The sequence below is a fragment of the Marinitoga sp. 1135 genome, assembly GCF_013363245.1.
Lineage (GTDB): Bacteria > Thermotogota > Thermotogae > Petrotogales > Petrotogaceae > Marinitoga > Marinitoga piezophila.
Map to the genome: position 1 here is coordinate 78,094 of NZ_LBEZ01000018.1, position 21,061 is coordinate 99,154.

The following is a 21,061-nucleotide window of genomic DNA, read 5'->3' on the forward strand; positions in this document are numbered from 1 at the left end:
GGGTGTAATAAGTGGAAAAAAATATAGGAAAAGTAGTTAGTATCATAGGCCCCGTTGTGGATGTTAAATTTGATACAGGTAAACTTCCAGAAGTTTATAATGCACTTGAAGTTATAAATCCATATACTAATCATAAACTTGTTTTAGAGGTTGAACAATTAATTGGTGATAATACAGTTAGATGTGTTGCACTTGATTCTACAGACGGTTTAAAAAGAGGGCTTGAAGTTGTAGATACAGGAGAACCTATTAAGGTACCTGTAGGTGATGCTACACTTGGTAGAATGTTCAATCTTCTTGGTGATCCAATTGATGAAAGAGGCGATGTTAATGCAAAAGAATATTGGCCAATTCATAGGGAACCACCAACATTAAAAGAACAATCAACAGAAATTGAAATACTTGAAACAGGTATTAAGGTTATTGACCTTCTTGCACCATTCCCAAAAGGTGGTAAGATAGGTTTCTTCGGTGGTGCAGGTGTTGGTAAAACAGTTCTTGTTATGGAACTTATAAGAAATATCGCTATTGAACATAAAGGGCTTTCACTTTTTGCTGGTGTTGGAGAAAGAACCAGGGAAGGTAATGACTTATGGCTTGAAATGCAAGAATCAGGAGTTTTACCAAATACAGCTCTTGTATTCGGTCAGATGAACGAACCACCAGGAGCAAGGTTTAGAATAGCTTTAACAGCATTGACAATGGCTGAATACTTTAGGGATGTTCAGAAAAAAGATGTATTATTATTTATAGATAATATCTTCAGATTTGTTCAGGCTGGTTCGGAGGTTTCTGCTCTTTTAGGACGTATGCCATCAGCTGTTGGTTATCAACCAACACTTGCAACTGACGTTGGTCAGTTACAGGAAAGAATTACATCTACAAAAGATGGTTCTATTACATCTGTTCAGGCTGTTTATGTTCCTGCAGATGATATTACAGACCCTGCTCCAGCAACAACATTTACACATCTTGAAGCAACAATTGTTTTATCAAGGCAAATTGCAGAATTAGGTTTATATCCTGCAGTTGATCCACTTGATTCAACATCAAAGGTTCTTGATCCGGCAGTTCTTGGTGATGAACATTATAGTGTTGCTCGTGGTGTTCAACAGGTATTGCAGAGATATAAAGATTTACAGGATATTATTGCTATTCTTGGTATTGAAGAATTATCAGAAGAAGATAAACTTACAGTTCAAAGAGCAAGAAAAATACAGAGATTCTTAACTCAACCATTCTTTGTTGCAGAAAAGTTCTCTGGAATTGAAGGTCAATATGTAAAAGTTGAAGACACAGTAAAAGGATTTAAAGAAATTTTAGAAGGAAAATACGACCATATTCCTGAACAGGCATTCTATATGGTTGGTACAATAGAACAGGCATTGGAAAAGGCAAAGAATATGGGAATAAAAGTTTAAGGAGGGGGTAAAATGTTTGATTTAAAAATAGTAACCCCCAAAGGAGTAAAAACAACAATTGAAGCAGAATATGCCGAATTTACAACAATAGAAGGTGGCATGGGTGTTTTAACAAATAGATTGCCCATTGTTGCCAAATTAAAAGTAGCTCCTTTAAAGGTAAGACACAAAGATGGAAAAGAAGAAGTATTTGCTGTTCATGGCGGAATTCTTGAAATGGACGGTAAAGAGATGATAGTTCTTACCACAGCAGCCGAAAGGCCTGATGAAATAGATGTAGAGACTGCAATGAAAGCAATTGAAGCTGCAAAAGAAAAATTAAATCATGCAGAAAGTTCTGTTGAAAAAGCAAAAGTCCAGGCAGAAATTGAGAAGAACATGGTAAGAATATCAATTGCGAAAAAATAATAATAAAAGCGCGGATTAATCCGCGCTTTTATTTATTATAACCCAAAACGTTTATATATGGCGTCAATATTTCTAAGATAATAGTCAGGAGTAAATAATTTATCAAACTCTTCCTTTGAAAATAAGGAACGTATTTTTTCGTCATTCCATAATATTTCTTTAAAATCATTTCTGTTATCCCATGCTTCAAGAGCATATTTTTGAACGAATTTATAACCTTCTTCACGGCTTAAACCTTTATCAATCAAAGCTAATAACACTCTTTGCGAATAAACAAGATTATATGATCTTTGAAAGGTTTCCTTTATTCTATCCTCGTAAACAATTAAGTTTTCCATTAAATATTGTGTTTTTTTCACCATATAATATGCAATTAATGTTGCATCAGGAAGAAATACTCTTTCCACAGATGAATGAGAAATATCCCTTTCATGCCATAGTGCAATGTTTTCGTATCCTCCAACAGTATAACTTCTGAGCATTCTTGCCATACCGGTCAGTCTTTCACAGAGTATAGGATTCTTTTTGTGCGGCATTGCTGATGAACCTCTTTGTCCTTTTTTGAAAGGTTCCTGAGCTTCAAGTACTTCAGTTTTTTGTAAATGCCTTATCTCTATTGCAATTCTTTCAATTCCGGCACCAATTAAAGCAAGTGTTGAAAGAAATTCAGCATGTCTATCTCTTGGAACAACCTGTGTAGCAACAGTTTCTGGCTTTAATCCTAATTTATTAAGAGCAATTTCTTCAATTTCCGGATCAATATTTGCGTAATTTCCCACTGCACCACTTAATTTTCCAAATGAAATATTATCTATAGAATTTTTTAAACGATCAATATTTCTATTTAATTCAGCAAGATAGGAAAGCATCTTTAAACCAAAAGAAGTTGGTTCTGCATGAACACCATGAGACCTTCCTACAGTGTAAAGATATTTATATTTAACAGTATTATCTTTTAAAATATCAGCTAATGTATACATTTCTTTTAAAATTATTTCTCCAGCTCTTTTTAATCCCAAAGACCAGGCTGTATCTACTATGTCTGAAGAGGTTAATCCTTTATGAAAGAATCTTGCTTCATCACCCATTTCATCTGTTATAGATTTAATAAAGGCAATGACATCATGATCTACTACACTTTCAATTTCAAGAATTTTTTCGACATCAATAACAGCTTTTTTTCTAATTTTTTCAGCAGTACCTTTTGGTGCAATATTTTTTTCCTCAAAAGCTTCAATAACTGCTAATTCGATTTCCAGCCATCTTTTGTATTTTTCTTCTTCTGACCATAATTCCTTTAAGGGGGATAGGGAATACCTTTCAATCATTTTCTAACCTCCATATTTTAAAAAGATATTGTCATTTTTTAATTCTTCAAGATAACAGATATTCATATGGCCGGGCATTATTATAGTGGTATCTTTTTTTGATTTTATAAATTCTTTAAATATGGAAATGGATCTTTTCATCATTTTCTCATCGCCATATGGAAGGTCAGTTCTGCCAATTGAATCACTAAACATAAAATCTCCGGTAAATATAAAATTACCAAAGTCATAAATCATTGAACCAGGAGTATGTCCCGGAAAATATTTTGCAAGAAATTTTAAATTGCCAATTTTATAATAACCTTCATAAAGTGTTTCAACATTAATGTTTAATTTAAAATCAACACCAAACATATAACTTAGATTTTTAGAACTATCGTTTAAGTAACTTATTTCTTTATGTGGAACCAAAATTTTAAATCCTTTATCTTTTAGTATTTCCAGACCAGCAATATGGTCATAATGGCCATGAGTTATCAGAATATATTTTTCTGGATAATTTTCAGGATTAAAAAATTGAAATATTATATCATTTCCTTTTCCTGGATCAATTATAATCAATGTATTATCATCGTCAATAACATAAGTGTTTACGCCAAAAGGAGGAAGAATAAATAAAAATACTTTTGTATTCCCTTTTTCGTAAAAAGGTATTAAATCCATTTTACACCAACCCTCAATTTAAAATTAATTTAGGTGATAATATTTTTTATTGTTTAGAAGATTTCATCTTTCTTAACAGGCTCTTTTTTAATTCTTTCATTTCTTTCATTTTTTTCTGTGCATCTTTAAATAAATTATCAATATTCTGATTTTTGTATTCAATTAAACCGTAGCTTATTGAAATTTTGTATTTGGCATCAGTAGTAATATTAAATTTCTTTATGGCATCAACAAATCTTTTTAAAACCCGTTGAGAAATTTCCAGATTAACAAATCTTAAAACTACTACAAATTCAGAGTCTGTAAATCTGAAAACAAAATCTCTATCTCTAAATGTTTGTTTCATGATATCCACAAGATTTAAAATCATATCATTAGCTTCTTCTATTCCTAATGAATCTTTTACAAGGTAATAATTGTCGACTTCAAGATAAATAACACAGAAACTTTCCTGATTTTTAATTATTTTAGTAATTATATTCATTGCACCTTTTTTATTAAATAGCTTTGTTAAAGTATCTTTTAAAGCCATATCGTATAGTAAGTTTTTTTCTTTTTCCATTGATTCAAGTTTTCTTTTAAGATTTGAAAATTCCCTTTCTTCTTCACTTAATTTCTGCGCCAATGTTTTTGTTATATGCGAATAATATTTTATAAGAGTATCTATTTCTCTAACACCGGTATGATCATCGATTTTACCAATATTGCCATCCTCAATATTTTTTATCAAATTTGTAATAGGTTTTTCTACGCGTAAAGCATTTCTGTAACTAAATATTAGAACAATAATAGCAACAGAAAAGGTTATTATAATAAATAAAATTTCCACAAGATTTTTTAAGGTCATTATTTCAGAAAAATCCATTACAACTTTTGTTAAAACAACAAAATTAAACTTTCTATTATTTATAGTTGGTGGAGACCATTTGAAGTAGATATAAGCTTTTTTCCAGTTTGATAATTCTCTTATAGTGTAATCATTAACTTTTCCAGTATTAACAGGAGAATTTTCAAAAATATTTTTCTCTTCTTTGCTTAATAAAGGAAACTTGCTTGAGAAAGGCGTATAGTTTATATTATAAGTATATATGTTTTGTATAAAATTAAAGTTCAAAACAGAAATTGTTTTAAAGAATATAGGGACAGAATTTTCATTTAACAATATTCCCAGCTCGAAAATATTTCCGTTATCTAAAGTCTTATAAGCATACATTCTTGGAAAGTTTGTTTTTACTTCAAAAGAAAGCATACTAATATATGGATCTGTTTTACTTAGCTTTTTTTGAATAAACTTCCAGTATGAAGGAATTCTTTTTGCCAAATTTAATCCAAGATCAGGTTCATAATCAGTCTCGATTATTTCTCCATTTTTATTGATAATATAATAGTTTATGTCCTTTACAAAAGGATTGTTTTTGAATTTGTTAAATTTATATTCCTGAAAAAAGTTTTTAAAATTTTCAGGATTATTTATAAATACGTCTAAAACTTCTTTTAGTATAACTTCTGTCATTTCTTCGGCTTTTAAACTATAAACATCTAGCAACGGGATTTGAGAGTTATAAAAAGAAGTGATTGAATTTAATGTTTTGGTTACTGTTGAAGTATATAATTTTTTAAAGATAATATTCATTGAAAATAGCAATAAGATTACTACAACAAGAACAATAGATATAATAATAAACAGATTTTGTTTAAATAAAATATCCCGAATACTTTTATTATTTACCCCATGAATTTTTCCCCCTACCAGAAATAATTTTTTATATACATATTATACCTTTTTTTCTATAAAAAATCAAAAGAAAATATATTTCTTCTTATTAAATTTATTACTTATCTGAAATCCTAATTTGACTTAATTTTAACAGTATTAAAGTATTTTGCAAGTATAATATAATCAGTATATATAAATCAAAATAAGAAAAGGAGTGTTGAAAATGCAGAAAGAAGTATTATCTACAGACAAAAACGTAAAAAGATATCTTGTAAAATTTGACAAAAGCGATATTACAAAAGCAGAAGACCAGATTGTTAGAGAATTAAACCAGAGATATACATTTCATGGTTTCAGAAAAGGTAAAGTGCCTAAGAAAGTTATGAAAATCAAATTTGGTGAAGATTTTGTTGAAATGGTTAGAGAAATATTATTAGATCAGGTTGAAGAAGAATTTAGAGATGATAAGATTTTATTTGGTCCATATATTGAATCATTTGCTCTTGATAATGATTTTGCAGAAGTTGAAGTATTAGTTCACGAGCATCCTGAAATTACATCAATGAAATTTGAGGAAATGAAAGTAGAGGTCCCAACAGAAAAAGAAGTTGTAGAAAAATTTGTAGAAGAAAGAATAAAGGATTTATTAGAAGAAAATCCTATTCTTGAAGAAAAAGAAGAGCCAGCAGAGATCAATGATCTTGTAAAAGTAAAATATACAGTAGTTACAGAAGACGGAAAAGAATTATATAAAGATAAAGAAAGCGAATATGTATTATACGAAGAAGATAAAAGACCTATGGTTCAGGATCTTGTTGGAAAGAAAAAGGGAGATTACGTTGAAATAAACAGAGAATTTGAAGACAAAAAATACGTGTATAAAATCAATGTTGAAGGAGTTTATAAAAGAATAGTACCTGAATTAACAGATGAAATAGCAAAAACATTAGACAGCGAAGTAAATTCAGTTCTTGAATTAAAAGAAAAGCTCTCAAAAGAAGGAGCAGAATCATTTAAAGTATGGAAGGAAGATTATGTAAGAAATTACATATTAGCAGAATTACACAAGTATGTTGATATAGATGTATCAGAGGAAACAATAGAAGATTTTGTTGAAAAAACTCTTGAAAGAGTTAAAAATAGCGGAAAATACGATGAAGAAGTGGAAAAATACGGTGGAGAAGAAAAATATCTTGATGAATTAAAAGAACAGGCTATAAGATCAATTAAGGAAATGACAGTAATTAACAAAATTTCAGAAGATAATAATTTAAAGGTTGAAGAAAAAGAATTAAGCGAAGCTATACATTCATTTGCTCATATGTGGAGAATTCCTCATGACAAGGCAAGAGAAATTGTTTATTCAAATGCAGAAATTTTAGGAAATCTTATGTGGGATATCTTAAGCAAAAAGGTTGCAGATTTCTTAAAGGAAAAAGTAGAAATAGTTGAAGTTGAAAACTTCGAAGAAAAGCAAAAAGAAAAAGAAGAAAATACAGAAGAAAATTAATTTTATAATTGTATAATTAAATAAAACAGGGGAGAAATCCCCTGTTTTAATTACATGGTATTAATTTAAGGGAGTGATAGAATGGATATATTGAAAAATATTTCCGAAGAATTAAAAATAAAGGATTGGCAGGTAAAAAATACGGTAAATCTTTTAAATGATGGAAACACAATACCGTTTATAAGTCGTTATAGAAAAGAAGCAACAGGAAATTTAAATGAAGAAATCATAAGAAAAATTTCTGAATTATTCCAATACTATACAGATCTTGAAAAAAGAAAAGAAAGTGTTTTAAAATCAATAGAAGAGCAGGGAAAATTAACAGAAGAATTAAAAAATAAAATATTACAGGCTAAAAAACTCAGTGAAGTAGAAGATCTATATTTGCCATATAAAAAGAGAAAGAAAACAAAGGCTGATATTGCAATAGAAAATGGTTTAGAACCATTTGCAAAGAAATTACTTTCCGAGGAAATTGAAAATATTGAGCAGGAAGCTCAAAAATACATAAATGATAAAGTAAAAAGCGTTGAAGAAGTTTTTGAAGGAGTAAAATATATTATAGGTCAATATTTTGCTCATAATGAAAAAATAAGAAAAATTTTAAGAGATGACTTATTAAAATATGGAAGAATTGAATCAAATAAAAAGAAAAAGTTCATAGAAGAAAAGACAAAATACGATATGTATCATGAATTTTCTCAAGAAATAAGAAAAATACCAAATTATAGGGTTTTATCTATAAATCGTGGGGAAAAAGAAGGTGTTTTAAGCGTAAAACTCTCATTGGAAGAAAAATATATAGAAAAACTCTACAAATTCTATCTTACAAAATACGAGGAAAACAATAAAATAATAAAAGAAGGACTTGACTATGGTTTTAAAAATATGCTCTTTCCGTCTATTTCAAATGAAGTAAGAAATTTACTTACACAAAGAGCTGAAGAATCTTCAATAGAATTGTTTTCCAAGAATTTAAAGGAACTATTATTAACCCCACCGTTGAAAAACAAAAGAGTTCTTGCTATAGACCCTGGATATAGAACAGGATGTAAAGTAGTAGCTCTTGATGAATCTGGCAAATTTCTGGAAAATGCAACAATATATCCCGTTCCGCCGCAAAATGAATTTGAAAAATCAGAAAAGATAGTATTGGATTTTATAAAAAAATATAATCTAAACCTTATAGTAATTGGAAACGGAACAGCCTCAAGAGAAACACAGAGTTTTATAGTAGATGTTGTAAAAAAACATAATCTTGGTCTTAAATATATATTTGCAGATGAATCCGGAGCTTCTGTATATTCAGCATCAAAATTAGCAGCTAAGGAATTTCCAGATTTAGATGTCACAGTTAGGGGAGCCATAAGTATAGGAAGACGTATTCAGGATCCTCTTGCAGAATTTGTAAAAATAGATCCAAAATCATTGGGCGTAGGTCAATATCAGCACGATATGAATCAAAAGTTGCTAAAAGAAAAGTTAGAAAATACAGTGGAACATGTTGTGAATCTTGTTGGGGTAAATTTAAATACAGCTTCAGCAGCATTATTACAATATATTTCAGGTATTACACCAAAACTTGCGGAAAATATTGTAAAATACAGGGAAGAAAATGGATTTTTCAAAGAAAGAAAGGAATTATTAAAAGTAAAAGGATTTGGTCCTAAAGCTTTTGAACAGGCAGCAGGGTTTTTAAGAATTTTTGATGGGAATAATCCGCTTGAAGTTACAGGTATTCATCCTGAAAGTTATGAAAAAACAATACAATTATTAGAATATTTAGGTTTTAAACCAGAAGATATATTAAATTCAGAAAAATTAGAAACATTAAGAGAAAAGTTAAAAAAATATTATGGTGAAAATGAATTAAAAAAATTAGCCGAACAACTTGAAATAGGGGAATATACGCTCAAAGACATAATAACAGAATTACAAAAACCAGGCAGGGATTTAAGAGATGAATTACCTCAACCATTATTGTATGAAGATGTTTTAACCTTTGATGATTTAAAGGTTGGAATGATTTTACAGGGAAGAGTTACAAATATAACAGATTTTGGAGCATTTGTAGATTTGGGAATAAAAGAAAATGGTTTAATACACAAATCAAATATGTCTGAAAAATACATAAAACATCCTTCAGAAGTTGTGAGCATAAACCAAATAGTAAATGTAGAAATACTTGATATGGATAAAGAATTAAAAAGAATAAATTTAAAATTACGTGGCTAAAATAATAAAATAAGGCTCGAATTTTTCGAGCCTTATATATTTATTCCGAAATTATAATGTTTTTTAATATCTTCTAAAATCTCCCAGGTGCAGGATAATCCCTTTTTAAATCGTACAAGGTCACCTTTTTCAATTAAATACTCGCCGTTTTCAGTATATACTTTTACCTTACCTTCGAGGATATAGCAAACTTCAGAATCATCATAATACCAATCAAATTTTGAAGCTTCCTTTGTCCAAATTGGCCATTTTTCTACATCCAGTTTTTTTAATAAGTCTTCATCAGGATTTTTAATTATTTTTACTTCCATTTCATTATCCATCATTTTCACCACCGGATCCTTTAATTTTTTTTCAAGATTAACCATTGTTTCACCAAGTAGTTGAAAATATTCTTCTATGGATTCTTTGTCAAAATTTTTGACAAGAAAATCCTCCAGATCATCAAATGATGCATCTGGATTCTCTTCAAAAAAAGTATCAACCATTGAAATAATTTTTTCCAATCTTTCCATCGAATAACCTCACTTATTAAATCTGCATTCTCATAATTTCTTTGTAAGCCTGAACTATCTTGTTAGTAACTTCGGTTGTGAGTTTTAAAGATAAAGAAGCCTTTTCGGCAGAAATAATAACATTGTGAATGTTATCAATTTTACCAGCTGCATAATCAGCACTCATTTGTTGAGCCACCTTTTGCGTTTTGTTAACATCTTCAATAGCGTTTTTAAGGATATCTGCAAAATTGAGATTTCCCTGTTTTGTTTGATCCTTTTTTTGCGTCCGTGCTATATTATTAATTCCATTTATTCCTGAAATACCTGGTACCTTTTCAATCATTTATTGCACCTCCTAACTATGCTCCACGACCAATAGATAATGCAGAATTAAACATTGATTTTGCCGAATTCACCACAGCCACATTTGCTTCATAAGCTCTCTGTGCTGTAATTAAATCGACCATTTCACGTAAAACATTAACATTTGGATACTTTACATATCCGTTTTCGTCAGCGTCAGGATGTCCGGGATCGTAAACAAGTCTAAAAGGGCTTTTATCCTCAGCCAATTTCCCGACTTTTACGCCAGATAATTGCTCATCCTTTGTTGCTTTTTCTTTATTTAAAACCTCTTTAAAGGTTACAATCTTTCTTCGATATGGTCCACCATTTTCTGTTCTTGTGGTGTTGGCATTAGCAAGATTATTTGATATAACTTCTGATCTAAATCTTTCTGCAGTCATCCCGCTTGCTGCAATATCCATTATTTTAAATGCGTTTATATTCATTATCTAATGCCTCCTATAACTGTCTTGTAATCATTAAATCTATAATTTATTAACCTTGTTAAAGCGTTGTATTGTAAAGTATTTTCCATCATTTTTACCATTTCAACGTCAATATCAACATTGTTTCCATCTTCTCTATTGCTTCTTGATTTGTCCTCGATTATATTATAACTCACTTCATTTAAATCTGGAATATTTTTTAAGTGTTTTTGATTTGTAGTTTTAAGTTTTATTTCATTACTATCTCCAAGAGCTTTTCTTAACTCTTCTTCAAAGGAGACGTCTTTTCTTTTATAACCGGGTGTGTTATAATTAGCTATATTATGAGAATAAACTCTCTGCCTAACAGAAACTGCATCGAGAGATTTTGGTATAATATTTAATGCAAGGTCTTTTACAAACATTTTAATCGCCTCCTGAATTATAATTCTATATATACATAAAAAATCCCTAAGGAGAGAAAAATATGAAAAAAATTTTTCTTATAGGTTATTACGGTCATGGGAATCTTGGAGATGAAATGTTATTTGAATCAACATTATATCTTCTTCAAGAATCAGGTTTTATAGGAGAAATATATGTTATTTCTGATAAACCGTTAGAAAAAGAAAATTTTAAAATTACAAATGTGGAAAAGTTTGATATTCCAGGTATAATAAAAACAATAAATCAAAGTAATTTAATTATATTTGGAGGAGGGAATCTTCTTCAAACAGAGACTTCTCTTAGAAGTTTCTGGTATTATGAATTTATAATAAACATAGCAAAACATTATAAAAAAAATATAGTATTTTTTTCACAGGGATTTGGTCATTTTAAACACAAATCAGCATTAAGAAGATTACCTAAAATTCTAAAATATAAAAATCTCTATGGTATTTTAAGAGATAAAACCAGTTATAGATATGCAAAAAGATATTCTAGAAACTTTGCATATGGCGTGGATATAGGTGTTTTGAAGTATAAAAATACAATCTTTAAGCGTGATCCGCAAAAAGGTCATGTTTCTATAGTAATAAAAAACAAAAGAAACTGGTCTAAAATAGTGAAAATACTAAAAGATTTAAAAGTTGAAAGACTTACCCCTATAGTATTTAATAAATCTCAGGATTCCATACATGCATATGAGTTTTTTGAACAATTTGAAAAAGAAATAAATATGAATTTTCCAATAACAGATGAAAGTAAAATAATAGATGAAATGTTAAAATCCGAATTTGTAATTTCTGATAGATTACATGGTGGGATATTATCATTATATCTGGGAACTCCCGTGATTTTATATAAAAACAAGAAAAATTTCAGGGTATTTAAATCTATAGACTATAAATATAATCTCTTCTTTTCAAATGAGGAAGATATATTATATCCTATAGCAATGCTAAATGATTTTGATTTTGAGATTTTCCAAAGTAAATTTTTATTAATGCTAAACGCATCTCATCACGAACATCTGGATTTAATTAAAACCTTCTTATAATATTAAGAGTTTTATTTTCCGTATCCAATACCAGTATTATATTATCTGTTGGGACCTCTATATCTATAAGATAATCTCCAATCTTTAGTTTTTCATACACCTTGAGGTTTTTATCAATTACAAAAAATTCTCCTGTAATATGAGAAATAGCAAATAAAAAGTCATTTGATTTATTATAAGCAAAATCTACAATAGGAATATCCTTTAGGATATGTCTAATCTTTTTATCTTTAAAAGAATAAAAATACAATCCGCCGTAATGGGAATTACCTACAATCATATCATTGAAAATTCCTATATTCGTAAGATTTTTTCCAAATTGTGCGATCTTTTTTTGATAATTATCAGAAAATTCAAAAATTCCACCTTCAAAATATTCACCTAAATAATAATAATCATTGTATTTTACAATATCAATAGGGAACAAAATACGTTTTAAGTTTATTATAAAATCTTCTTTTGAAAGATCGAAAAGCAATTTATAAGTTTTTAAAATGTCATCCTTTTCGTTTTCATACATAGGAACCATAATGTCATCATCTATAATTGAAATAAAAGGAGCACGTACAGGGAATTTATAAAAATTATCGATTTTAAGCTTTTGCTTGTCTATTATATATAAACCATAAGGATTAATTGTAGTAATATAAAATTTATCATTTGAATATTTCATATTAATAGGTCTCGCGTAAAGCTTTAATTTCCTGCTCAAACTTCCCCATTTATTAATAACCTTTATTGAAGGGTCGCCGTTGTCTATAACATATAGATAATTATTAATATAATATCCCGCCATTGGAATTGAAAGTATTCCGTTGTCCACATACAATACAGTGTCACCATTTACATAATCTACTACTTTAGCTGTTCCACTATAATTACAAATTGTAGCATAATTCCCATAAATGTCTATATGAAAGGTTCTTTCGCCAACGGGGATCTTATCAACAACCTGAAATGTATCAGGCGAACCAAATATGTTTATACTTGCCAATAAAATTATTATAAAAATATATAAATATCTTTTCATCTTCAACCTCCTGGATAATAACGTTCATCTTATAATTATACATCAAAATTTTATATTTACCAACAAAATAATATTTTATAGTTTTTTTAACTCTTAATTTTTATGTTATTTAAAATTAATCACAATATATGTATAATATAAATATATATGACAGAAAAAATCATATTTAAAACAGGAGGTATTAAATATGGAATTAGAATTAAAACATATGGGTGGAATGCAATTTGTAGCTAAGACACCTTCTGGACACGATGTAATAATAGATGCCTCGCCTGAAGTTGGAGGAGCAAATACAGGGCCAAGAGCTCTTGAATTATTCTTAGCAGGAATTGGTGGATGTACAGGAATAGATGTAGCATTGATTTTAAAGAAAATGAAAGTAAATTATAAAGATTTAAGAGTAAAATTAGAAACAGAAAGAAAAGAAGATCATCCAAAAGCATTTACAAAAATAAATATCAAATATTATTTTAAAGGAAAAGATCTTCCAATGGAAAAATTAGAAAGAGCAGTAAAATTATCTCAGGAAAAATATTGCTCTGCTTCTGCAACTGTAAAAGGTGTGGCAGAAGTTACATATGAGATAATTGTTGAGGAGGAATAATATGGCAGATAAAAAAATTCAATTTAATTTACCAAATCAGGATGATTTAAAAAATATCAAACACATAATAATGGTAATGAGTGGTAAAGGTGGAGTTGGAAAATCTACAATAGCTGTAAATTTAGCTGTAGCCCTTTCTCTCGAAGGAAGAAAGGTTGGATTAATGGATATTGACATGCATGGTCCAAACGTAATGAGAATGCTTGGTGGAACAGAAAAAGATCATCCATACCAGGTTGGAGAAAAGATTTTACCGCCAGAAGTAAATGGAATAAAAGTTATATCAGTTTCTCAATTTGTACCGGAATCAGGAAAACCAATAGTATGGAGAGGTCCGATAAAAACAGGAACTATAAAACAATTCTTTAACGATATTGAATGGGAAGACTTAGATTATCTCGTTATTGATGCACCTCCCGGAACAGGTGATGAACCATTAACAGTAATGCAGATGTTAAAAAGATTTGATGGTGCAATTATAGTAACAACACCTTCTGAAGTATCAAAAGATGATGTTGAAAGAGCAATTAATTTCTTTACAGTAATGAACAAAAAAGTATTGGGACTTGTTGAAAATATGGCATACTTTGAATGTCCAAATTGCCATACAAAGCACTACATATTTGGTAAAAACGGTGCAAAAAGTCTGGCAGAAAAATATAATCTTCCAATTTTAGCAGAAATACCAATTAGTGAAGAAATAAGAACAAATATGGATAACGGAAAGCCTGCAGCATACTTTGGAAAACCAGAACATGTAGCTCCATATGTTCAATTAGCTAAAAAGGTAATTGCTGAAGTGGAAAAGGATGAAGAAAAATGAGCAAGTTAAAAACTATGTCCATGGAATGGACTGGTGAAGAATTCATATTAATAGATCAAAGATATTTACCATTAGAAGAAAAATATGTAACCTGTAAAACATATGAAGAAGTTGCAAAATCAATTAAAGATATGGTTGTTAGAGGTGCTCCTGCAATAGGAGCCTCTGCAGCCTTTGGATATGTTCTTGGCGTAAAAGAATTTATAGGTAAGCCAGAATTTGAAGAAAAAATGAAAGAGGTTAAAAAAACACTTGCCAACACACGACCTACAGCGGTAAACCTTTTCTGGGCTCTTGAAAGAATGGAAAAAAGACTAAATGAAATAAAAAATGAAGAAAATATTGTTGAATTAATTGAAAAAGAAGCTCTTGATATTGCATTTGAAGATATAGAAGCCAATAAAACAATGGGGAGATTTGGTGGCGAGTTATTAAATGATGGAGATACCGTTTTAACCCATTGTAATACAGGCTCCCTTGCTACAGTAGATTATGGAACGGCACTTGGAGTAATCAGAGGCGCAAGGGATATGGGAAAAGATATAAAGGTATATGCTGATGAAACAAGACCATATCTACAGGGGGCAAGACTTACAGTATGGGAGTTATATAAAGACGGATTTGATGTAACATTAATTTCCGATAATATGGCCGGTTGGGTAATGAAACAGGGAAAAATAAATGCTGTAATTGTTGGTGCAGATAGAATTGCTGCAAATGGAGATACTGCAAACAAAATAGGAACATATTCAGTTGCAGTGCTTGCAAAAGAGCATGGAATCCCATTTTATGTGGCAGCACCATTATCTACAATAGACCTTGATACACCAACAGGAAATGAAATTCCAATTGAAGAAAGATCACACGATGAAGTTAGGTATTGTCATAAATCAAAAATGGTTCCTGAAGAAATAAAAGTTTATAATCCTGCTTTTGATGTTACACCAAACGAATTAATTACAGCGATTATTACAGAAAAAGGCGTTGTAAGACCACCATATAATGAAAATTTGAAAAAACTCTTTGAAAAATAAAACAATTTATGATATAATATTGCGTTGTATCGGGGGCGAAACGGTTTCGACGGGGGTAGAGTAAGTCGGAAAGCGAGCCGTGGAAGACTGTAACCACGTAAAACAATCGGTCAAAAAGAGAATTGCCGAAGAAAATTACGCATTAGCTGCTTAATATAATATAACGCAGCCGTCCTTCTAACCGTTGGGGCCGAGCGGTTAGCAAGGGCGTCATAAAATTGGCCCTTACCTGAAATCCATTCTCCCGGGATTTCGGGGACAATTCAGGGAGATAGTCTGGCGTTAGCCTGCCTGTGGGCGAACGCCAGGCGAAAGCAAAACACAGGCTGCGCTCGGAGACGTCCGGCTTACTCTACTTTCGGACGCGGGTTCGACTCCCGCCGCCTCCACCAAAATCAAATAAAAAAATCGTGCGGAAAACCGCACGATTTTTTTATTTGAATAAATTAATATCTGATTCATATTGGAATTTATCTATTTTATTTGTAGAAAAAAATGCCTGAAATTTTTGTGTACTTTTGTTTTCTTCAGAAATAGAAAAACCAACAAAACAATTAAAAGTTTCAAATTTATTTTCAAATGATATTCCAATATTTAAAAATAAATCTTCAACGAGTTTGACAGAATATACAGAATATGAATATAATAAATCAAAATGACTTATTTTTAATCCTCCGTATAATGAATAAAAATCTTCTTTTCTTCCAATTATAATAGAAAACATATTCATAATATTATCGTTCTCCACAAAATCTTCATAACCAATTGCAATATTAAGCGGAATATTAAAAAGAGTATATTTGCTACCATATAAAAAATAAGTTATTTGATAAGTATCGCTATCATTATTAGAAAGAATTATTCCGCCTTCTATTTTTTTATCAAATTCATAATAAAGTTTTATAAGCGCTGATTGAGTTGATAATCCATATGCCAAACGAAAAGAAGATTCTTCAATAAATGGCTCGTGAAAATCTATAAATATTCCAAATGAAATAATATAAAACAATTTTATTATAATTACAAATAAGATAATTCTTTTCATTGGATCACACTCGCTTTAATATTATGTATAAAGCACCTATAAATTAATTAAAAAACCAGTTCTAACTTTGAAAGAATTTTCCATCCATTTAACTCCTGTTAAAATCTCAACATTGTTTTCATTATTTATAAAGAGTTTTTTATTAAAATGAATAAAAATCATAGGATGTAAATCAAAAAGCGGTATATCTTCTTCATAAAAAAAAGGTTTTGAAAATTCTACAGTAATATAATTTTCATAATTAAGTTTAAAGGAAAAAGTACCATAACCTGTATAAATAGGTTCATATTCTTTCATTATTTCTAAAGTATTATAATTAACATCATAAATTTTTCTTATTTCCAGTCCAAGAGAAAAAATAGTATTTTCAAGCTCTGTTCCAATATTAATATTTATATATTTTGAATTATGGCGATGAAAAAAAGTATATGCATTATAACTCATTAAACTTACAATAAAATTACCAAAATCAGCAGAAAAATCAAAATAACCTCCCAGTGTTATTAAAAGGTCAATAGGTAACTCAAATATATTTTGAAAGTCTTTTTTTATATAGATGCCATTTTCATTTGGAAGATTAAAATCTTCAATTGAAAATCCAAATCGAAAATAATAATCATCATTGCTTTCCCAGGAAAATTTATCCAGGAGAATAAATACATATGTATTTTTTTTATATGAAGAAACTCTAAAAGGAGATGGAACTTTAGAAAAAAAAGCCACAATGTTGATAGATATTAAAATCATAAAAATGATAATAAACTTTTTTTTCATTTTATTCTCCCCTTCCTGAAGAATATTTAATTTTAGAATTTTTATAAAAAATATTCGTCGAATAAACTTCAAGTAAATTATAGCATAACATATTATATAAAAAGATTTATATACAAACAAAATAAGCCGAAAGCCTCATTTTGTTTTGATATGGTATAATTGAAGCGGAGGTGGAACGATGAGAACATTTTGTACGTCAGGACCAGTTGATAAGAAAACATGTTATTATGTTGAAAGACCGGATATAATGGCAGAAGCGCTTGATCATATAGAAAACTGGAGATATTTTACAGTATCTGCACCAAGACAGAGTGGAAAAACCACATTGTTGATGGATATTGTAGAAAAAGTAAAAGAGAAATATTTGCCAATATTTATATCATTTGAAAGTTTTGGAAGAATAAAAACAGAAGAGATGTTTATAAAAAACTTCAATAAAAAGGTTAAGAATTTTTTTAAGTTTAATATGGATATAGATTTTGAACCAAAAAAAATATCAGCTATAAGTGAATTAGATGAGTATATAATGGACATAAATAAAAAGTTTGGAAAAGATGTAATTTTAATGATAGATGAATTTGAAAGGTTAAACGAAACATTAATGAATGAATTTCTACACGTAATAAGAGAAATATATCATTCAAGACATGGATATAAACTCAGAAGTGTAATATTAATCAGTGTAAGTTATTTAAGCGGAGTATTGGAAGACAATGCAAGTCCATTTAACATAGCAGAACATATGGAAGTACCATACTTTACAAAAGAACAGGTATATGATTTATTAAGCCAACATGAAAAAGAAACAGGGCAAATATTCGATGAAAAAGTAAAAGAATTAATATGGCATAACGCAGCAGGGCAACCTGGACTAACCAATGGTCTTGCATACGATTTAGTTACTAAAAAAGCTCCTGGTGAAAAGATTATAACAGTGGAGCATTTTGAAAAGACACTTGAAGATTATATGTATGTCTATATTGATAAAAATATAGCCAATATATTGCATAAAGCAGAAAAAGAAAAGGAATTAATAATGAAAATACTATTTGAGCCTGGAAAAGTAAAATTTTCAATATACGATAAAAGAATAAATTTTCTATATCAACACGGAGTAATAGATAATTGTGGAGGTAAATGCTGTGTAAGAGTACCATTATACTACAAAGCATTATATACAAGATTTATGCCGGAAATAAACGGAGAAAAAAACTATATGGCAACAATAAATGATACAATAAAGCCATACATAAAAAAAGACGGAAGTCTTGATTTAAATAAATTACTCGAAAGATATACAGAATATATCAAATTAAGAGGAGCGACAATGTTCAAAGGAAGGAATTATTATGAAGGAGTATATCAATATAACTTAGACCAATTCTTAAGCTTATATGTAGAAGCAGCAGAAGGAAAGGTATATCCAGAAACACAGGTAGGAGGAGGAAGGATAGATTTATTAATAAATCTAAATAATAGAGAATATCTAATAGAAATAAAAGCAAATCTAACAGGAAATGAATATGAAAAATCGAAAAAGCAATTAGTGGAATATTTAAAAAGAAGTGGCTTAAAAGAAGGCTGGCTTGTGATATATTCAGAAGCAATAGAAGATTTCAAACATGAAATAGAAGAAATAGATGGAGTAAAAATCAATGTGTGGTTTATAAAAACAAACTTTGAAAGTCCATCGAAAGTGAATTAAGATAATTCAATAAAAATAATCCTTCCAGAATTTCTGGAAGGGTTATTTTAAAAACCTCTCAATAATCTCATCAATCAAAGCTCTTTCATCATCTTCAAAAGAGTAATAACCAAGAGCAACACGCTTATAGCCTAAACCATATTTAAGAGCAAAATCACGAACCTTACCTTTTGGATAAGGAGTAATGGGCCATTTAATATCGTATCGAACACAATTTCTTAAAAACATATCAAAAACTTTCATTTCCTCATCACTGAGCTTAAAATAATTAAAAACAAATTCCTTAAAGTTCTTTGGTTTCTTAAAAAGCTCAGTGATGAGTTTTTTTCTTGCTAAATAAAATGGTGAAATATTATATTCCGAATCTTCAACATCTTCAGAATTCAATAATCTTCTTTCAACTTTCTTCAAATTAAAATCACTCATCATAACATTAAAAAAATACATCTTCTCATAATTAGCAGAAAAGAATTTAATGATTTTATCTTTATTACCTTCAAAAATCAATTTCAAAATATGACTCTTTGTAAAAAATGGTTTTTCTATTAATGTTGTATATGCTGAGAAGAATAATATTGGGATTTTATGATTTTTAATTTTTTCTATGATGGAAAGGTTATCTCTGAAATTATGAGAGATAATTTTTTTAAAACTTCTATTTCTGAAAAAGCTTTTATTATTATAAACCTCTTCAAAATCAGATTTAATCTCAAAAGATACATTATTCTTATAATTCATAACAACGGATGAAATATCAAATAAATTTAAAGACTTATTTATTTTATATACCTCAAAAATCGTATCAAACCAGTTATAGGTATAATTTAAATCATCGAAATAATAGCCAATATAATATTCAAGTAAATTTGCAGGAATTAAAGCCTTCTTTTTATCTTCATTTCTCATCCACCATGCAGCACCATTTAAACCATTACACATCATAGTTGGATGTGGAAAGTCTTCTGCAAGAAAATAACCTTCTATGAATAATTCATATGCTTTATTATATTCTTCATTTTTAATATGTTCTCTTGCATGAGAATATTTTAAAATAGCCTTATCTACATTATTTTTTTCATAATTATCAGAATATATTTTAAAATCATTAGTTATATTATATGATTTATTAAATAGATTCAATCCTGGTAATATTAAACATCTTGCATAAGCTGGAAGGTTTTCAAAATTGTTTCTTAATATAATAACTTCTTTTTTCGCTAAATCAGATTTTCCTATTTTATAGTACAAAGAAATGAGTTCAAATCTTGCTAATTCTTTTAATATTGTTGTTGTTGTTGCAATAACTTTATTCGCATAAAATATTGCGGATTTCAAATCTTTTTTCCATTTTGATTTTAACAATAAAAAATAATATTGTACAGAAACATCTGATATGTTTAAACTCAAAAAGTTAATTAAAGGATGAGAATAATAACCAAAATTTATAATATCAATTATCGATTTTAGAGAAATTTCTTTTTTCATTAAAAACACCTCAAATAATTTGTAACTCTTTTTTTACATCTGTTCTCCCTATTTGATTCGTAATAATTCTCAAAAAAAAAATAAATGTATTAGATTCTTATAATCGCTATAAAATTATTTTTTTAGATTGTTACAATAAAATAACGAAAATGGATTAATAATAAAATTAACAAATGCAAATCCTAAAACATTGATAAAAAGAGGATTTCTATTTTAGAAAAAACACTTGAAAACCATGTTAGAATTGGTAAAATATTAGTGTCTTGAAAAATAAAACACATAAAAGGGGGGAAGGATTTAAAAAATGAAAAAAATAATAACCTTATTTGTTATTTTACTACTAATGTCAGCAAACATTGTTTTTGCTGGAGATAATGATGATGAATATAAAACAGATTCAATCAACCCTCAAATCCAAATTGAATTTTCTGAATAATAAATAATCTATTTCTATTTTTCTCTTTTTATATCTACGTAGATATTATATCAAAAATTTAGTGAAAAAGATTAT

Annotated in this window: 21 protein-coding genes and 1 other RNA gene; 11 read left to right on the plus strand and 11 right to left on the minus strand. The window is 28.9% G+C overall.

Annotated elements, in window-relative coordinates:
* Positions 1 to 11: 11 nt before the first annotated feature.
* On the plus strand, positions 12 to 1,421 hold the full coding sequence (gene atpD, locus XO10_RS07920; protein WP_014297056.1) for a F0F1 ATP synthase subunit beta: 1,410 nt from the start codon (positions 12 to 14) through the stop codon (positions 1,419 to 1,421).
* A gap of 12 nt (positions 1,422 to 1,433) precedes the next feature.
* The gene (atpC, locus tag XO10_RS07925; protein ID WP_014297057.1) at positions 1,434 to 1,829 is read left to right on the plus strand and encodes an ATP synthase F1 subunit epsilon; all 396 of its coding nucleotides are present in this window, start codon (positions 1,434 to 1,436) and stop codon (positions 1,827 to 1,829) included.
* A 35-nt stretch (positions 1,830 to 1,864) separates the two neighbouring features.
* Here the strand turns inward: atpC and purB are convergent, their stop codons facing one another.
* From purB to XO10_RS07940, 3 genes are read right to left on the minus strand one after another with little or no spacing between them, the layout of a single operon-like run.
* Positions 1,865 to 3,157 (minus strand): adenylosuccinate lyase, encoded by a 1,293-nt coding sequence (gene purB, locus XO10_RS07930; RefSeq protein ID WP_175421374.1) that lies wholly within the window; start codon positions 3,155 to 3,157, stop codon positions 1,865 to 1,867.
* A 3-nt stretch (positions 3,158 to 3,160) separates the two neighbouring features.
* Positions 3,161 to 3,820, minus strand: a complete 660-nt coding sequence (locus XO10_RS07935) for an MBL fold metallo-hydrolase (RefSeq protein ID WP_014297059.1) — start codon at positions 3,818 to 3,820, stop codon at positions 3,161 to 3,163.
* A 46-nt stretch (positions 3,821 to 3,866) separates the two neighbouring features.
* The gene (locus XO10_RS07940) at positions 3,867 to 5,465 is read right to left on the minus strand and encodes a GGDEF domain-containing protein (protein ID WP_175421375.1); all 1,599 of its coding nucleotides are present in this window, start codon (positions 5,463 to 5,465) and stop codon (positions 3,867 to 3,869) included.
* 295 nt (positions 5,466 to 5,760) lie between these two features.
* Here XO10_RS07940 and tig point away from each other — a divergent pair, with 295 nt between their 5' ends.
* Both tig and XO10_RS07950 read left to right on the plus strand, forming a co-directional pair.
* Positions 5,761 to 7,047, plus strand: a complete 1,287-nt coding sequence (gene tig, locus XO10_RS07945) for a trigger factor (RefSeq protein WP_014297061.1) — start codon at positions 5,761 to 5,763, stop codon at positions 7,045 to 7,047.
* 81 nt (positions 7,048 to 7,128) lie between these two features.
* Positions 7,129 to 9,282 (plus strand): Tex family protein, encoded by a 2,154-nt coding sequence (locus tag XO10_RS07950; protein ID WP_175418456.1) that lies wholly within the window; start codon positions 7,129 to 7,131, stop codon positions 9,280 to 9,282.
* Between the two features lie 32 nt (positions 9,283 to 9,314).
* Here XO10_RS07950 and XO10_RS10805 read toward each other — a convergent pair whose 3' ends face one another.
* The 4 genes from XO10_RS10805 to flgB form a co-directional block, all read right to left on the minus strand.
* Entirely contained in the window at positions 9,315 to 9,593 is a 279-nt protein-coding gene (locus tag XO10_RS10805; RefSeq protein ID WP_041639028.1) for a cupin domain-containing protein, read from the minus strand.
* Positions 9,594 to 9,813: 220 nt separating this feature from the next.
* The gene (gene fliE / locus XO10_RS07960) at positions 9,814 to 10,122 is read right to left on the minus strand and encodes a flagellar hook-basal body complex protein FliE (RefSeq protein ID WP_014297064.1); all 309 of its coding nucleotides are present in this window, start codon (positions 10,120 to 10,122) and stop codon (positions 9,814 to 9,816) included.
* A 16-nt stretch (positions 10,123 to 10,138) separates the two neighbouring features.
* Positions 10,139 to 10,564 (minus strand): flagellar basal body rod protein FlgC, encoded by a 426-nt coding sequence (flgC, locus tag XO10_RS07965; RefSeq protein WP_041639029.1) that lies wholly within the window; start codon positions 10,562 to 10,564, stop codon positions 10,139 to 10,141.
* Between the two features lie 5 nt (positions 10,565 to 10,569).
* A complete protein-coding gene (gene flgB / locus XO10_RS07970) occupies positions 10,570 to 10,974 on the minus strand; it encodes a flagellar basal body rod protein FlgB (protein ID WP_014297066.1) in 405 nt (134 codons plus the stop codon).
* A 62-nt stretch (positions 10,975 to 11,036) separates the two neighbouring features.
* Between flgB and XO10_RS07975 the strand changes: the two genes are divergently transcribed.
* Positions 11,037 to 12,050: a polysaccharide pyruvyl transferase family protein gene (locus XO10_RS07975; protein ID WP_014297067.1), complete on the plus strand. Its 1,014-nt coding sequence runs from the start codon at positions 11,037 to 11,039 to the stop codon at positions 12,048 to 12,050.
* On the opposite strand, the gene XO10_RS07980 is transcribed toward XO10_RS07975, so the two are convergent.
* Positions 12,034 to 13,080, minus strand: coding sequence for a hypothetical protein (locus tag XO10_RS07980; RefSeq protein ID WP_075780671.1), 1,047 nt, complete (start codon positions 13,078 to 13,080; stop codon positions 12,034 to 12,036). The genes XO10_RS07975 and XO10_RS07980 overlap by 17 nt on opposite strands.
* A gap of 187 nt (positions 13,081 to 13,267) precedes the next feature.
* On the opposite strand from XO10_RS07980, the gene XO10_RS07985 reads away from it, so the two are divergent.
* From XO10_RS07985 to ssrA, 4 genes are all read left to right on the plus strand, one after another.
* Complete coding sequence (locus tag XO10_RS07985; RefSeq protein ID WP_014297069.1) at positions 13,268 to 13,684, plus strand: OsmC family protein; 417 nt, start codon at positions 13,268 to 13,270, stop codon at positions 13,682 to 13,684.
* 1 nt (position 13,685) lies between these two features.
* A complete protein-coding gene (locus tag XO10_RS07990) occupies positions 13,686 to 14,507 on the plus strand; it encodes an Mrp/NBP35 family ATP-binding protein (protein WP_075780672.1) in 822 nt (273 codons plus the stop codon).
* Positions 14,504 to 15,541, plus strand: coding sequence for an S-methyl-5-thioribose-1-phosphate isomerase (gene mtnA / locus XO10_RS07995; RefSeq protein ID WP_014297071.1), 1,038 nt, complete (start codon positions 14,504 to 14,506; stop codon positions 15,539 to 15,541). The genes XO10_RS07990 and mtnA overlap by 4 nt, the downstream gene beginning before the upstream one ends.
* 31 nt (positions 15,542 to 15,572) lie before the next feature.
* Positions 15,573 to 15,933, plus strand: a transfer-messenger RNA (tmRNA) gene (gene ssrA, locus XO10_RS08000).
* Positions 15,934 to 15,974: 41 nt separating this feature from the next.
* Here ssrA and XO10_RS08005 read toward each other — a convergent pair.
* Together XO10_RS08005 and XO10_RS08010 are read right to left on the minus strand one after the other, a co-directional pair.
* Complete coding sequence (locus XO10_RS08005) at positions 15,975 to 16,586, minus strand: hypothetical protein (protein ID WP_175418457.1); 612 nt, start codon at positions 16,584 to 16,586, stop codon at positions 15,975 to 15,977.
* A 36-nt stretch (positions 16,587 to 16,622) separates the two neighbouring features.
* Entirely contained in the window at positions 16,623 to 17,360 is a 738-nt protein-coding gene (locus tag XO10_RS08010) for a hypothetical protein (RefSeq protein WP_014297073.1), read from the minus strand.
* A gap of 178 nt (positions 17,361 to 17,538) precedes the next feature.
* Here XO10_RS08010 and XO10_RS08015 point away from each other — a divergent pair, with 178 nt between their 5' ends.
* Positions 17,539 to 19,065, plus strand: coding sequence for an AAA-like domain-containing protein (locus XO10_RS08015; RefSeq protein WP_175421376.1), 1,527 nt, complete (start codon positions 17,539 to 17,541; stop codon positions 19,063 to 19,065).
* Positions 19,066 to 19,107: 42 nt separating this feature from the next.
* On the opposite strand, the gene XO10_RS08020 is transcribed toward XO10_RS08015, so the two are convergent.
* Complete coding sequence (locus tag XO10_RS08020) at positions 19,108 to 20,550, minus strand: hypothetical protein (RefSeq protein WP_175421377.1); 1,443 nt, start codon at positions 20,548 to 20,550, stop codon at positions 19,108 to 19,110.
* A 304-nt stretch (positions 20,551 to 20,854) separates the two neighbouring features.
* Between XO10_RS08020 and XO10_RS10720 the strand changes: the two genes are divergently transcribed.
* Positions 20,855 to 20,986, plus strand: a complete 132-nt coding sequence (locus XO10_RS10720; RefSeq protein ID WP_014297076.1) for a hypothetical protein — start codon at positions 20,855 to 20,857, stop codon at positions 20,984 to 20,986.
* Positions 20,987 to 21,061 lie beyond the last annotated feature (75 nt).

Excerpts from the sequence above, each read along its gene's own strand:
- atpC (WP_014297057.1), top strand. The coding sequence starts at position 1,434 with ATGTTTGATTTAAAAATAGTAACCCCCAAAGGAGTAAAAACAACAATT.
- purB (WP_175421374.1), bottom strand. The coding sequence starts at position 3,157 with ATGATTGAAAGGTATTCCCTATCCCCCTTAAAGGAATTATGGTCAGAA.
- XO10_RS07935 (WP_014297059.1), bottom strand. The coding sequence starts at position 3,820 with ATGGATTTAATACCTTTTTACGAAAAAGGGAATACAAAAGTATTTTTA.
- tig (WP_014297061.1), top strand. The coding sequence starts at position 5,761 with ATGCAGAAAGAAGTATTATCTACAGACAAAAACGTAAAAAGATATCTT.
- XO10_RS07950 (WP_175418456.1), top strand. The coding sequence starts at position 7,129 with ATGGATATATTGAAAAATATTTCCGAAGAATTAAAAATAAAGGATTGG.
- XO10_RS10805 (WP_041639028.1), bottom strand. The coding sequence starts at position 9,593 with ATGGAAGTAAAAATAATTAAAAATCCTGATGAAGACTTATTAAAAAAA.
- fliE (WP_014297064.1), bottom strand. The coding sequence starts at position 10,122 with ATGATTGAAAAGGTACCAGGTATTTCAGGAATAAATGGAATTAATAAT.
- flgB (WP_014297066.1), bottom strand. The coding sequence starts at position 10,974 with ATGTTTGTAAAAGACCTTGCATTAAATATTATACCAAAATCTCTCGAT.
- XO10_RS07975 (WP_014297067.1), top strand. The coding sequence starts at position 11,037 with ATGAAAAAAATTTTTCTTATAGGTTATTACGGTCATGGGAATCTTGGA.
- XO10_RS07980 (WP_075780671.1), bottom strand. The coding sequence starts at position 13,080 with ATGAAAAGATATTTATATATTTTTATAATAATTTTATTGGCAAGTATA.
- XO10_RS07985 (WP_014297069.1), top strand. The coding sequence starts at position 13,268 with ATGGAATTAGAATTAAAACATATGGGTGGAATGCAATTTGTAGCTAAG.
- XO10_RS07990 (WP_075780672.1), top strand. The coding sequence starts at position 13,686 with ATGGCAGATAAAAAAATTCAATTTAATTTACCAAATCAGGATGATTTA.
- mtnA (WP_014297071.1), top strand. The coding sequence starts at position 14,504 with ATGAGCAAGTTAAAAACTATGTCCATGGAATGGACTGGTGAAGAATTC.
- XO10_RS08005 (WP_175418457.1), bottom strand. The coding sequence starts at position 16,586 with ATGAAAAGAATTATCTTATTTGTAATTATAATAAAATTGTTTTATATT.
- XO10_RS08010 (WP_014297073.1), bottom strand. The coding sequence starts at position 17,360 with ATGAAAAAAAAGTTTATTATCATTTTTATGATTTTAATATCTATCAAC.
- XO10_RS08015 (WP_175421376.1), top strand. The coding sequence starts at position 17,539 with ATGAGAACATTTTGTACGTCAGGACCAGTTGATAAGAAAACATGTTAT.
- XO10_RS08020 (WP_175421377.1), bottom strand. The coding sequence starts at position 20,550 with ATGAAAAAAGAAATTTCTCTAAAATCGATAATTGATATTATAAATTTT.
- XO10_RS10720 (WP_014297076.1), top strand. The coding sequence starts at position 20,855 with ATGAAAAAAATAATAACCTTATTTGTTATTTTACTACTAATGTCAGCA.